The following is an 11,848-nucleotide window of genomic DNA, read 5'->3' on the forward strand; positions in this document are numbered from 1 at the left end:
GCGACGTCAGCACAGTGATGGCCCCACCGCGGGCGCGATGGGGCCATCGCCCGTCCCGAGGGCCGGTCAGCGGGTCCCGGGGAGGGGTTCTGAGTGCTCAGCCGATCGGTGTGACGTCGCGGCTTCCGAGGAACTCGGGTCGTGGCGCCGGGGCGGCGAACGGCTCTGCCGGAGCGTTCTCCACCGAGTTGTAGACGATGAACACGTTGGACCGCGGGTACGGGGTGACGTTGCCGTTGGAGGCGTGCATGCAGTTCGAGTCGAACATGATGGCTCCGCCGGCCGGACCCTCCAGCACATCGATGCCGAAACGGTCGGCGAACTCCGTCAGCGTCTCCGGGTCGGGCACACCGGCGCCCTGCATGACCAGAGACTGCTTGAAGTTGTCCTCCGGCGTGGTGCCCGCCGCGCTGATGTAGTGCTTGTGGGATCCGGGCATGATCATCAGCGGGCCGTTGAAGGAGTAGTTGTCGGTCAGGGAGATCGAGATGCTCACCGCCCGCGGGGTCGGCATCCCGTCTTCGGCATGCCAGGTCTCGAAGTCCGAGTGCCAGGTGAAGTCCTTGCCCACGAATCCGGGCTTGTAGTTGATCCGGCTCTGGTGGATGTACACCTGGGAGCCCAGGATCTGCTCGGCCCTCCGCACGATCCGCGGATCGTGGGCGATCCTCCGGAACACCTCGTTGCTGCGGTGGATGTCGAAGATCGACCGGACCTCCTGGGACGTGGCCTCGACGACGGTGCGTTCGTCGGACTTGACCTCCGGGTCGTCGGCCAGGCGGGCGAGCTCGTCGCGGAAGAGCGTCAGCTCCTCGTCGCTGATGAGCTTCTCCATGGTCAGGTAGCCCTTCTCGTCGAAGCCGCGCAGTGTGGCGGCGTCCATCGGGCCCTGGTCGGCGGTGCCCTGCACCACCGGGTCCTGGCGGGGGATCACCCGGGGCGCGTCGCCCTGGCGGGTGGGGTACTGGTCCGTCACGTCGTGGACGGTGGTCGTCATGCGAAGACCTCCTTCATCGTGGGACGTTCCGTAGGGGCCGCCTCCTGTCAGAGGGGCGGCCGGTGCGGCGCCTGCCGATGGGGCAGCTCCGGCGCCGCCACCTACGGACCCTAACAGCTCAGTTCTTCGCTGCAACCGTCGATGCTAGAGTTCCCTTATGGTTGCAGAGAGAAACTATGTCATCGACAATGCGCACCTCGTGCCGGTCACCTCCGCGCCGGTCGAGAGTCGGATCGTGGTCACCGAGGGTCGGATCGCCGCGCTCGGTGCTGAGGCTGAGATCCCCGCAGGTCACGAGGTCATCGACGCCGCCGGCCGCTGGGTGCTGCCCGGTCTCGTGGACGCTCACGTCCACCTCGGCGTGCATGAGGAGGGCGAAGGGTGGGCCGGCGCCGACGTCAACGAGACCACCGACCCGGTCACCGCCGCGGCCCGTGCCCTGGACGCCATCAACCCCACCGAGGTCGGCTTCGACGACGCCCTGGCCGGTGGGATCACCAGCGTCAACGTCAATCCCGGATCGGCCAACCCCATCGGAGGCCTCGCCGTGGCTATCAAGACCCACGGCCGGATCGTCGATGAGATGGTGCTGCGGTCGCCGTCCGGGCTCAAGGCCGCCCTCGGGGAGAACCCCAAGCGGGTGTACGGCGAGCAGAAGAAGACGCCCAACACCCGCCTGGGCGTCGCGATGACCATGCGCAAGGCGTTCACCGAGGCCCGGCGGTGGGCGGAGAAGCCCCAGGGCGAGCGCGACGCCGACCTCATCTCAGAGGCTCTGGTGAAGGTCCTGGACCGCGAGATCCCGTGGCGGCAGCACTGCCACCGCGCCGATGACATCGCCACGGCCATCCGGCTGGCCGACGAGTTCGGCTATGAGCTCGTGCTGGACCACGGGACCGAGTCCTACAAGATCGCCGATGTCATCGCCGCCCGCGGCATCCCGGTGCTCTACGGGCCGATGATCGTCTCCCGGAGCAAGGTCGAGGTGCGGGACCGCACGGCGGCGGCCCCGCGCATCCTCTCGGAGGCCGGTGTCAAGGTCTCCCTGATCACCGACCACCCGGTGGTGCCCATCGACTTTCTGATGCACCAGGCGGCGCTGGCTGTCCGCGAAGGGATGGACCCCGCCGAGGCGCTGAAGGCGGTCACCATCAACCCGGCGGAGGTGATCGGCGCCGCCGAGCGCATCGGCTCCCTCGAGGTCGGCAAGGACGCCGATGTGGTCCTCTGGTCCGGCGACCCGCTGGACACCCGGAACCGGGTGCTGCGCACCTGGATCGACGGCCGGGAGGTCTACAGCTACGACGAGCAGACCCGGACGGGCACGGTGCTGGAACGCTGGTGAGCGGCGGGCGGGCCGTCGGGCAGATCGGACGTCACGGGGCACCGGCCGACGTCACCCGCCGCCGTCGTGCTCACGGGCGCGGCGGCGGCGCCGGGGCCCCACGCGGCGGAGCGATCTTCGGCGGTGGCGCGGCAGATGCCCCTGAGTCGGTCGTCGCTGTGTCGGCGTCGGCCGAGGAGTCTGTCTCGCCGTCGAGGGCTGTACCCGGTCGGCTGCGATGCGGGGAGGGGTCCCAGCCGACGTCGACGACCTTCTTCTGGACGAGGATCGCCGAGCCCAGCACCAGCAGGCCCAGGGCGGAGACCACGACCAGCCCGCCCACCGAGCCGATCGAGGCGCCGAAGCCGATGAGGATCCCGAACCAGCCGAAGTCGGTGTCGCCGAAGGTGGTGTTCGCCTCGCCGAAGTCACCGAGCACCAGCAGCAGCCCGGCCGGCAGGAACGTGATCAGCAGCCCGTTGACGAAGCCTCCGGCGGCCGCACCCCGACGTCCGCCGGTCGCATTGCCGTAGACCCCGGCGGCGCCGCCGGTGAAGAAGTGCGGCACCAGCCCGGGGAGGATCAGGGCCAGGCCGAAGGCAGGGTTCAGCCACAGCGAGAGCACAGCCAGCCCGAGCAGCCCACCCGTGAAGCTGGAGAGGAAGCCCACCAGCACCGCGTTCTGCGCGTAGGGGAAGACGATGGGAGCGTCCAGCGCCGGGATCGCGCCCGGCACCAGCTTGGCCGCGATGCCCTGGAACGCCGGCACGATCTCGCCCAGGATGGTGCGCACCCCGAAGAGGATCACCGCCACCGCGATCCCGAACTGCAGCCCCTGCGTGACCGCCTGCATCAGGAAGTTGCCCAGGTTCTCCGCCCCGCCGTCGAAGGCCTCGTACGCGGACTCGCCCTCGCGGGCCACGGAGATCGCGGCGACGACGACATACATCAGCACCATGGACAGTGCCGTGGCCACCATCGAGTCGCGGAGGAAGCGCAGCGACTCCGGCAGCTTCAGCTCCTCGGTGGAGCGGCTGGACCGCCCGCCCACCAGCCGGCCGACCGCTCCGGCGGCTACATAGCCGGCGGTGCCGAAGTGCCCGATGGCGATGGAGTCGTCCCCCGTGATGCGGCGAGTCCAGGGGTGTGCCAAGGCGGGCAGGGAGACCATCAGGATGCCCAGGAGCGCACCGCCGACGATGACGGTGACGGCGCCGGAGTACCCGCCGGTGGCCAGCACGATGGTCAGCAGGGTGGCCATGAACAGGATGTGATGACCGGTCAGGAACACATAGCGCAGCGGGGTGAACCGAGCCAGCACCAGGGAGACGGCGAAGCCGAGGATCATCAACCAGGCCACCTGCGCACGATGGAGCTCCTGAGCGATGCCGACGATCGCCTCATTGGTGGGGACGACGCCGTGAGCACCTGTGGCATCTTGGATCATGACCCCCAGCGGGTCCAGGGAGGCGACCACCAGTGTGGCGCCCGCGCCGATGAGCAGGAAGCCGAGAGTGGCCTTCAGCGCCCCGCCGATGACCTGCCCGGCGGAGCGGCGCAGCGCCACCAGCCCCACGCCGGTGATGATGCCGATGAGGAACGCGGGCACGCTGAGGACCTCGTTGACGAGGAACTGGGCGGCGGTGATCAGAAGATCCATGCGGGGTCCTTATCAGATGTCGTAGAGGTCGCGCAGGGCGGCGTCGAGCTCGCCGGTGCTGGTGAAGTTCTCCACGACACGGACGGGCACGCCGACGTCGCCGAGCGTCTTCGCGATCTCCCCGGAGGTGAGGATCGCCGCCGCCTCGGACGCCCGTCCCCGGGCGGAGATCGTGTCGGTGGCCTCGACGGTCACATGCCGGGACCAGCCCCAGGTGTCCAGCACCTGCTCGAGGGTGTTCTTGAGGAACAGGGAGGTGCCCAGTCCGTTGCCGCACACGGTGAGAATGAGATGCCGGTCCTCGGCCTCTGCGGCCGTGTCCGGGGTGTTGCGGTGGTGCCGTTCTCCGGAGGCCTTTCCGCCGTCGAGCACGTGGAGGACCTCCTGCGCGGATCCTGCCAGGTCGAGCGCCTCCCGCGTCGAAGGCTCGGCCAGTCTGCGGGCCAGCTGCGCCATGGCCCGAGTATGGGCCGAGGAGTCCACGGCGGCCAGGGCCACGACCAGCGAGACCGGGTCGTGGGAGTCATGTCCGAAGGGCACCGGCGTGGCCAGCCGCAGCCAGGCCAGCCCGGTGCGGGCCACGCCGTCGGTGGGGCGGGCGTGGGGGAGGGCGAAGCCGGGGGCCACCACGATGTAGGGGCCCTTCTCCTCGACCGTGGTGATCATGGCCCGGGTGTAGTCGGTGTCGGCGACTCCCTGGGCCTCCAGCAGAGTTCCGGCGGTGCGGACGGCCTCCCGCCAGTCGGCGACCTCGGCGTCGAGGCGGATGCCCTCAGGGCTCAGCAGCTCAGACAGCGATGACATGTGCGGCACATTACCACCGGGGTGGTGGTCCGCGGGACGGCCTGGTTCACTGGTGACATGGCAGACCACCAGACTCCTCGGAGCCGATGCACCACCGGTCGGATGCTGCGCGTGACCGGCCGGGTCCAGGGAGTGTTCTTTCGGGCCTCCGCCCAGGCCGAGGCCGAGGACCTCAGCCTCACCGGCTGGGTGCGCAACACGGAGGACGGCGCGGTCGAGATCGTCGTCGGAGGCCAGGGCCCTGCCGTGGACGCCCTGATCCGCTGGTGCCACCACGGGCCGAAGAACGCTCGCGTGGACCAGGTGGAGGAACGGGCGGCCACCGCTGACGAGCTGGCAGCCCTCCCGGACTCCGGGTTCGAGATCCGCCGCTGAGGGGACGGGGCTCCGCGCCGGCCCGTCAGCCTGCCCCGGGCCGTCAGGCTGATCGGGGCAGTCTCAGGTCAGCTGGAGGCCGCGTGCGGCAGGGCGTCGTCCTCGGGTGCTGACTCCCTGCTCCGCGCCTCGGCGCCCGACGGCGGCGGAGTCAGCCCGAGCTGGACGGGCAGCGCCCGTTCGTCGCCCAGGACGTGGTCGGCCAGGAAGCTGAGCACCACCTCGTACCAGATCTTCGCGTGGTGCGGAGTGAGGATCCAGTGGTTCTCCTGCGGGTAGTAGAGGAACCGGTGGACGGTGCTGCCGTCGGCGTCGGCCGGGAGCCCGGAGCGCTCCAGCAGCTCGTACCACAGCCGCAGGCCCTCCCCGATGGGCACGCGGTAGTCCTTGTCCCCGTGGATCACGAGCATCGGGGTGACGATCTCCTCCACGAAGCGGTGCGGCGAGTGTTTCTCCTCCATGGCGGCGTCGATCTGCCGGCGCCAGAAGAAGGACGCATCCGTGGTGGGTCCAAACTGGTCGAGTGCCCACAGGGAGGCGTGGGAGACGATCGCGGAGAACCGATCGGTGTGCCCGGCCACCCAGTTGGCCATGTATCCGCCGAAGGATCCGCCCATGGCGGCGGTGCGGGTCTCGTCGACGTCCTCTCGGGCCTCGGCGGCGTCGGTGATGCTCATCAGGTCCGTGAAGGGCTTGTCTCCCCAGGAGTTCCAGCCTCGCTGGACGAACTCCTGGCCGTAGCCCGTGGACAGGGCCGGGTCAGGGAGCAGGACGCCGTAGCCCTGGGCGACCATGAGCCAGGGGTTCCACCGCCAGGACCAGGCGTTCCAGGAGTTCAAGGGGCCTCCGTGGATCCACAGCAGCAGCGGGGCGGGAGCCTCGGCGTCGGCGCCCTCCGGGAGGGCCAGCCAGGCGCGCAGTCGCACGCCGTCGGCAGCGGTGGTCTCCACCTCGGTGAGTCGACCGGGAAGCTCCGGACGCGGCACCGGGTTCTTCAGCCGGGTCACGGCGCCGTCGGTGAGAGCCACCCGGACCGCTTCGGGCGGGAAGGCGTAGCTGGCGCGCACGCCATAGACGGCGGATCCGTCAGGGGCGACGACGGCGGTCGAATAGGTGGCATCGTCGTGGGTCAGCTGGGTGACGCGACCGTCGGCGACGTCCACTCGGAACAGCGGGCCGCGCCCGTCCGCGTCTGCTCCGGCGATGAATCCGGATCCGTCCGGCAGCCAGTCGAAGGGAGCCAGCCAGAGGTCGGCGTGCCCGGTGGGGCTGAGCTCGCCGGTCTCCAGGTCCATCAGGTGCAGGCGGGGCACGGGTGCCCGGGAGGGCACCGGGCGCCGGGTCATGGTCACCACGGCGGTGCGTCCGTCAGGGCTGATGGGTCCTGGGGTGTGATCATGCTCCACGTCGTCGGCGATGATGCGGCGCTCTCCGCTGGCCAGGTCCACCAGGGCCAGGGCGGTGCGACGGTCCGCGCGAGCCTCCGGGACGTGCACAGAGATCAGCGCCCCGGTGCCGTCGGGACTGAGCGTGACCTCCTCACCGTAGAGGGAGCCGAGGCCCTCGGTGACGTGGCGCAGCCGGCGGGGGAGCTCGTCTCCGGTGCGAGGGCGCGAGGCCGTCGGCGTCTGCTCCTCGTCCACGGTGAACAGTGCGGGCCGTGCCGGGCCCAGGTCGTGGTCCCAGTGGCGGACCGGATAGGAGGTGTGGAGGATCGCGTTGACCGAGGCGTCCTCGCGGGCTGCGTGCAGGGCGGCGTGCTGGTCCTCATCTGCTGCGCCGGTCAGCAGCGGTGCGGTGACGACGACGACGTCGGCGCCGGGAGCGCAGTGCACGCGGCTCACGCCGCCGGGACGCCGGTTGACCAGGGCGGCCTCGCCGCCAGAGACCGGGAGGCGCCACAGCGCCGTGTCCGAGGAGTCGCCCTCCTCGCTGGGGCGGGCGGAGGTGAACCAGAGGTCTCCGGAGGCCGAGAACGCTGGGCCTGCCTCGCCCCGGGCGCTGCGGGTCAGCCGCCGGGCGTCGCGCTCGCCGAGGGGGTCGATCTCCCAGAGCGCATTGACGTAGCCCGTGCCCTTCTCATCGAGCGTGGTCACCGTGGTGACCAGGCGGCGGCCGTCGGGGCTCATGGTCAGACCCTGAAGCCGGGGGAGGGCTACGTAGCGGTCGAGGTCGTGGAAGTCTTCTTCTGCGGCGTCGGTCATGGGAACTTTGTATCACCGGAACGCCGCCAGAATGTTGTGTGACGCAACCGATGGTGGGTGAGTCGGCGGGCCGGCCGCCCGCGGCGGCCCTCTGCGCCGGAGGTCGGGCGCAGCTGTGACATCAGGACGGGGAGATCCGGCGACGGCACGAACCGGCCACATCAAGGAGGAGTTGCGATGACGCACCATGCCAATGGCTCACCGGCCCATCCGCTGTGCCTGCGCCGATTCACCGAACGGCCCGCGGCGATGGCCGACTTCCTGGAGCTGCTCGGGATGACGCCGCAGAGGCCCTCCCGGGAGGGCGACGCCGGCATCCTCAGGGCCGCTGCCGGCCGCGTGGCCCTCCATCAGCTGGCCCCGGATCGTCCGGCCGTCACCGGGGCCGTGCACGGAGAGACCCATCTGGTCTTCCTGGCCGAAGACGCGCGTCACACCGCGGCCCGACTCCAGGAGGATGGGCTGCGCAGTCTGTGGTGGGAGCACGCGGAGCGACGCCACGCCGGGGTCACCGGGCCGTCCGGGGAGGGCGTCTGGTTCCACGAGGAGCCTGATCTCTGCACCGCGGGACCGCCGGTGGGCGCGGTGGACGGTCTGACCGTGGTGGCGGTGCGCAGCTCTGAGGACCCGGGTGCGGATGTCGCATTCTTCTCGCATCTGGGCTACGAGCCGATTCCGGGCCAGGAGGCCGAGGGGTGGGTGCCGTTGGCCGTGCCGGAGGCTCCGAGCGGGATGATCGGTCTTCACGCTCCCGGCGGAGACAAGCCGGGACCGGCGGTCGAACCGCCTCCGGGCGGACACAATCCGGCCGGACTCAACGCCCCGGTGCTGCTGGGTTTCCAGACCCCTGAGGAGCTCGACGCACTGGCTGCACGTCTCGAGGCCGCCGGCCACCCCGTCCATCGAGCGGAGGGCCCGGTCTCCGCCTTGGTGGTGCAGGACCCTGACGGGCGCCGTCTGGAGATCCACCCGGCCTGAGGCCAGGGAGATGTCCCCGGTCTGGGCTACTGTGCGGACATGGCACACCAGCGACAGGCAGCACAGCGACAGGCAGCACAGCGACAGGCAGCACAGCGACAGGCAGCACAGCAGCGCGATCTCAGGCGGTCCGCGGAGGATCATCTCGATGCCGACAGAGTCCCGGGAGAGAGCACCGTGGCGGGGGCTGGCTCAGGGGAGGGCGACGAAGGCCTGGTCATCGGTGAGGACGGGCTGGCCCGCACCGCCTGGGCGATGGGCAGCGAGATGATGCGGCAGTACTACGACACCGAATGGGGCATGCCCGTGCGGGACGAGCGGGGGCTCTTCGAACGGCTGAGTCTGGAGGGATTCCAGTCGGGCCTCTCCTGGGCGACCATCCTCGCCAAACGGGAGAACTTCCGCCGAGCCTTCGCGGATTTCGAGCCGGACGTCGTCGCCGCCTTCGACGAGTCCGACGTCGAGCGTCTGGTGCAGGACGCCGGCATCATCCGGCACCGCGGCAAGATCACCGCGACCATCGGCAACGCCCGCGCCACGGTGGCGCTGCGGGCCGAGGGAGGGCTGCCCGAGGTCATCTGGTCCCACCGGCCCGAGGCCACCCCGGTGCCGCGGAGCATGGCGGAGGTCCCGTCGCGCTCGCCGGAGTCGGAGGCGCTGGCGGCGCGGCTGCGCGCGGCCGGGTTCCGGTTCGTGGGACCGACCACCATGTTCGCGCTCATGGAAGCCGTCGGCATCGTGGACACCCACGTGGTCGGGTCTCATCGCCGGGGGTCCTCGGGCGTCTGGTCCTGAGGCCGAGGCGCCGAGGTCGCGCCCGCTGGACCAGGTGCGGCGGGCGATGCGGGCGAGCTCAGCGGTGTCGGTGCCTCTCCCGGGCGGCCACCGCTGCCGTCTCGATCTGGAAGGTGGAATGCTCCAGGCTCACGGGGAAGTGCTCCGCCACGCAGGTGCGCAGGTGTTCGAGGATCTCCGGGGCGTGGCCGTCGCGGAAGCAGCTGTCATCGACCACCACATGGCCGGTGATCACTGGGAGTCCGGAGGCCACGGTGGACGCGTGGAGGTCGTGGACCTCCCGCACATGCGGCTGGGTGAGCATGTGCTCGCGCACCTCCTCCAGGTCGATGCCGCGAGGTGTGAACTCCAGCAGGATGCGCACCGCCTCCCGCAGCAGCAGCGCGGCTCGCGGCAGGATCAGCGCGGCGATGGCCAGGGCGGCCACTGCGTCGGCCTGGTGCCAGCCGGTCAGTGCGATGACGACGGCGGCCACCATCACCCCCAGCGATCCCAGTCCGTCGGCGGCGACCTCCAGGAAGGCCGCGCGCATGTTCAGGCTGCTGCGGCGTCCCGCGCGGAGCACCAGCAGGGAGATGACATTGCCGACGAGTCCGACAGCGCCGAAGATCAGCAGTTCGAGGGGCGGAATGGTCGGGGCCGCGCTGAGACGAGCCACGCCCTCCACGGCGGCATAGACCCCGATGCCCAGCAGCAGCAGCGCTTGGACGACGGCGGCCAGCACCTCGACGCGTCGCAGGCCCCACGTGCGGGTCGAGGTGGGGGCGCGGCCCATCAGCACGGCGGCGAGCAGGGCCACCAGGAGTCCGATCGAATCGGTGAGCGAATGGACCGCGTCCGTCAGCAGCGCCAAGGAGCCGGTGAGCCAGGCGCCGGCGAACTGGGCGATGACCACGACGCCGGTGATGCCGCACACCACCGCCAGGCTCCCACGGTGGGTGGACGCCTCGGCATGGCTGTGTCCATGGTGGGAGCCCATCGGCGCCGTCCTCCTGTGCCTTCTGCTGGCTGTTCGCTGTGTCGAGCGGGATCCCAGCATAAGGAGAGGCGGACCGAGACGCCCAAGCTGCGACTGCCTCTGAGAGGCATTACCAGCAGCGGAGCCTCCTTGCCGGTGCATGCGGCCGTCAGCGGCCGACGAACCACCGATTCGAGGAGGGCAGCCACAGCAGCGCCACCATCGCGGCGATGATCACCAGGTCCCAGCGCATGCCCATGGCGAGCACCGACGGGTACGCCCAGCTGCGCAGCAGCGCCTCCAGGACGGAGACCGCCAACAGGATCGTGAGCAGGAATCGGACCCATTCCCGGCGCTCCGGGATCTTCAGCACCAGAGCGACCTGGAGGATCCCCAGTACCAGGGACACCATGATGACCACCAGGCCGACGAGCCCCGGCACAAGGCCCGCGACCTGCGAGATCGTGTGGAGACCCGTCAGGTAGATCAGGAACCCCGGGACCAGGAACACCAGGGTCAAAAGAGTCATGGCCAGCATGCCCACATAGGCGATGCGGGGCACCAGCGGCATGTGGTCCACGCGCAGCACGGCGTGGAGGGCACGGCGGGGGACGAAGTCACCGACGCTGTGCGGCCAGGAGGGCGGCAGACGGTAGGACCGGGGCGGCAGGCCGGGCCGGTCGACAGAGAAGGTGTGCTGTGTGCTCATGACAGCATCATCATAGCCGTGGATCCCCGTCATGGCGGGGATCCACGGGGTGTCGCAGTGGTCGAGGACCCTGCGTGCGCCGTGCCCGATCCGGGGCTGATGCGCCGTGAGTGTCATCGTGTAGGGGACCTGCTTGCCAGGAGCAGATGTCGACCCCCTATCCTGTCATCATGAGTGACCGGATGATCCCTGACGTGACGTACCCCCTCGACGGCGGCCCGCGTGCCGCATCCCCTCGTGTGCTGGTGGGGCTGGCCCTGAGCCTGGGGCTGGCACTCACCGCCTGCGGCGGCGAGGAATCGCCCGGCGCGGACCAGGACGCCGCAGGCCAGGACGCCGCGGATCAGGATCCTGCCGACGCGGCGACCGACGATGGAGAGCCGTCCGGTGAGGATGAGGCCTCTGCGGAACCCTTCGCCTCCGCCGATCTGGCCGACGCTGTGGGCAATGAGGTCGGCGAGGTGACGTTCAGCGAGGTCGACGCGGGAGTCCTGGTGGAGGTGCAGGTGCATGACCTGGAGTCCGGATTCCGCGGCTTCCACATCCACGAGCACGGCCTCTGCGAACCGCAGTCCACGAACGATGACGGCGACATTGGCGATTTCCTCTCCGCGGGTGGTCACCTGCCCGGGGAGGGCGAGGAGGACCACGGTCTGGTCGAGGGCGAAGAGGCGCCGGAGACCGACGACGCCGAGGAGGCCGAGGTGCCGGACGGGGATCCGCAGGACGCTGAGGATGTCCAGGCCGGTGCCGACCATCCGGGACATGCCGGGGACCTGCCGAACCTCCTCGTGGCCCAGGACGGCACCGCCCGGATGAGCGTCGTCACGGACCGGCTGGACCCTGAGCTGCTCCTGGAGGGGGACGGCACGGCGGTCATCATCCACGCCGGTGCCGACAACCATGCCAACATTCCGGAGCGCTACGCCCCGCAGGGGCCGGATGAGGAGACCCGCGGCGCCGGAGATGCCGGTGAGCGGAGCGCCTGCGGCGTCGTCGAGGGATCGTGAGCACGGTCCTCCTGTGACCTCTGCCATAGGCCCC

The 11,848-nt window shown here is 70.3% G+C and carries 11 protein-coding genes; 5 read left to right on the top strand and 6 right to left on the bottom strand.

All coding sequences use genetic code 11. The features are described from left to right. Positions 1–97 precede the first annotated feature (97 nt). Positions 98–997 carry an ectoine hydroxylase gene (thpD, locus tag Q7C18_RS00710; RefSeq protein ID WP_311023586.1) on the bottom strand — a complete coding sequence of 300 codons (900 nt, stop codon included), beginning with the start codon at positions 995–997 and terminating at the stop codon, positions 98–100. 157 nt (positions 998–1,154) lie between these two features. On the opposite strand from thpD, the gene Q7C18_RS00715 reads away from it, so the two are divergent. After that, positions 1,155–2,342, top strand: a complete 1,188-nt coding sequence (locus Q7C18_RS00715; RefSeq protein ID WP_311023587.1) for an amidohydrolase — start codon at positions 1,155–1,157, stop codon at positions 2,340–2,342. 70 nt (positions 2,343–2,412) lie between these two features. Here the strand turns inward: Q7C18_RS00715 and Q7C18_RS00720 are convergent, their stop codons facing one another. Next, positions 2,413–3,981, bottom strand: a complete 1,569-nt coding sequence (locus Q7C18_RS00720; RefSeq protein WP_311023589.1) for a PTS ascorbate transporter subunit IIC — start codon at positions 3,979–3,981, stop codon at positions 2,413–2,415. Positions 3,982–3,993: 12 nt separating this feature from the next. Next, positions 3,994–4,785, bottom strand: a complete 792-nt coding sequence (locus Q7C18_RS00725; RefSeq protein WP_311023591.1) for a PTS sugar transporter subunit IIA — start codon at positions 4,783–4,785, stop codon at positions 3,994–3,996. 57 nt (positions 4,786–4,842) lie between these two features. On the opposite strand from Q7C18_RS00725, the gene Q7C18_RS00730 reads away from it, so the two are divergent. After that, entirely contained in the window at positions 4,843–5,160 is a 318-nt protein-coding gene (locus Q7C18_RS00730; protein WP_083277390.1) for an acylphosphatase, read from the top strand. Between the two features lie 68 nt (positions 5,161–5,228). Here Q7C18_RS00730 and Q7C18_RS00735 read toward each other — a convergent pair whose 3' ends face one another. Further along, positions 5,229–7,364, bottom strand: a complete 2,136-nt coding sequence (locus Q7C18_RS00735) for a S9 family peptidase (RefSeq protein WP_311023593.1) — start codon at positions 7,362–7,364, stop codon at positions 5,229–5,231. A 177-nt stretch (positions 7,365–7,541) separates the two neighbouring features. On the opposite strand from Q7C18_RS00735, the gene Q7C18_RS00740 reads away from it, so the two are divergent. Beyond that, positions 7,542–8,342 carry a hypothetical protein gene (locus Q7C18_RS00740; protein ID WP_311023595.1) on the top strand — a complete coding sequence of 267 codons (801 nt, stop codon included), beginning with the start codon at positions 7,542–7,544 and terminating at the stop codon, positions 8,340–8,342. A gap of 255 nt (positions 8,343–8,597) precedes the next feature. After that, positions 8,598–9,137 carry a DNA-3-methyladenine glycosylase I gene (locus Q7C18_RS00745; protein WP_201791070.1) on the top strand — a complete coding sequence of 180 codons (540 nt, stop codon included), beginning with the start codon at positions 8,598–8,600 and terminating at the stop codon, positions 9,135–9,137. 58 nt (positions 9,138–9,195) lie between these two features. Here Q7C18_RS00745 and Q7C18_RS00750 read toward each other — a convergent pair whose 3' ends face one another. Both Q7C18_RS00750 and Q7C18_RS00755 read right to left on the bottom strand, forming a co-directional pair. Then, positions 9,196–10,116 carry a cation diffusion facilitator family transporter gene (locus Q7C18_RS00750; RefSeq protein WP_070159272.1) on the bottom strand — a complete coding sequence of 307 codons (921 nt, stop codon included), beginning with the start codon at positions 10,114–10,116 and terminating at the stop codon, positions 9,196–9,198. Positions 10,117–10,264: 148 nt separating this feature from the next. Next, positions 10,265–10,804 (bottom strand): hypothetical protein, encoded by a 540-nt coding sequence (locus Q7C18_RS00755; RefSeq protein WP_311023597.1) that lies wholly within the window; start codon positions 10,802–10,804, stop codon positions 10,265–10,267. 170 nt (positions 10,805–10,974) lie between these two features. Between Q7C18_RS00755 and Q7C18_RS00760 the strand changes: the two genes are divergently transcribed. Further along, positions 10,975–11,814 carry a superoxide dismutase family protein gene (locus Q7C18_RS00760; RefSeq protein ID WP_311023599.1) on the top strand — a complete coding sequence of 280 codons (840 nt, stop codon included), beginning with the start codon at positions 10,975–10,977 and terminating at the stop codon, positions 11,812–11,814. Positions 11,815–11,848: the final 34 nt, after the last annotated feature.

Origin of the sequence: Nesterenkonia sp. CL21 (assembly GCF_031705515.1) — a bacterium.
In the GTDB taxonomy this organism is placed as follows: Bacteria; Actinomycetota; Actinomycetes; order Actinomycetales; family Micrococcaceae; genus Nesterenkonia; species Nesterenkonia aethiopica.

Coding starts and splice junctions, on each gene's coding strand:
- thpD (WP_311023586.1), bottom strand. CDS start 997: ATGACGACCACCGTCCACGACGTGACGGACCAGTACCCCACCCGCCAG.
- Q7C18_RS00715 (WP_311023587.1), top strand. CDS start 1,155: ATGGTTGCAGAGAGAAACTATGTCATCGACAATGCGCACCTCGTGCCG.
- Q7C18_RS00720 (WP_311023589.1), bottom strand. CDS start 3,981: ATGGATCTTCTGATCACCGCCGCCCAGTTCCTCGTCAACGAGGTCCTC.
- Q7C18_RS00725 (WP_311023591.1), bottom strand. CDS start 4,785: ATGTCATCGCTGTCTGAGCTGCTGAGCCCTGAGGGCATCCGCCTCGAC.
- Q7C18_RS00730 (WP_083277390.1), top strand. CDS start 4,843: ATGGCAGACCACCAGACTCCTCGGAGCCGATGCACCACCGGTCGGATG.
- Q7C18_RS00735 (WP_311023593.1), bottom strand. CDS start 7,364: ATGACCGACGCCGCAGAAGAAGACTTCCACGACCTCGACCGCTACGTA.
- Q7C18_RS00740 (WP_311023595.1), top strand. CDS start 7,542: ATGACGCACCATGCCAATGGCTCACCGGCCCATCCGCTGTGCCTGCGC.
- Q7C18_RS00745 (WP_201791070.1), top strand. CDS start 8,598: ATGGGCAGCGAGATGATGCGGCAGTACTACGACACCGAATGGGGCATG.
- Q7C18_RS00750 (WP_070159272.1), bottom strand. CDS start 10,116: ATGGGCTCCCACCATGGACACAGCCATGCCGAGGCGTCCACCCACCGT.
- Q7C18_RS00755 (WP_311023597.1), bottom strand. CDS start 10,804: ATGAGCACACAGCACACCTTCTCTGTCGACCGGCCCGGCCTGCCGCCC.
- Q7C18_RS00760 (WP_311023599.1), top strand. CDS start 10,975: ATGAGTGACCGGATGATCCCTGACGTGACGTACCCCCTCGACGGCGGC.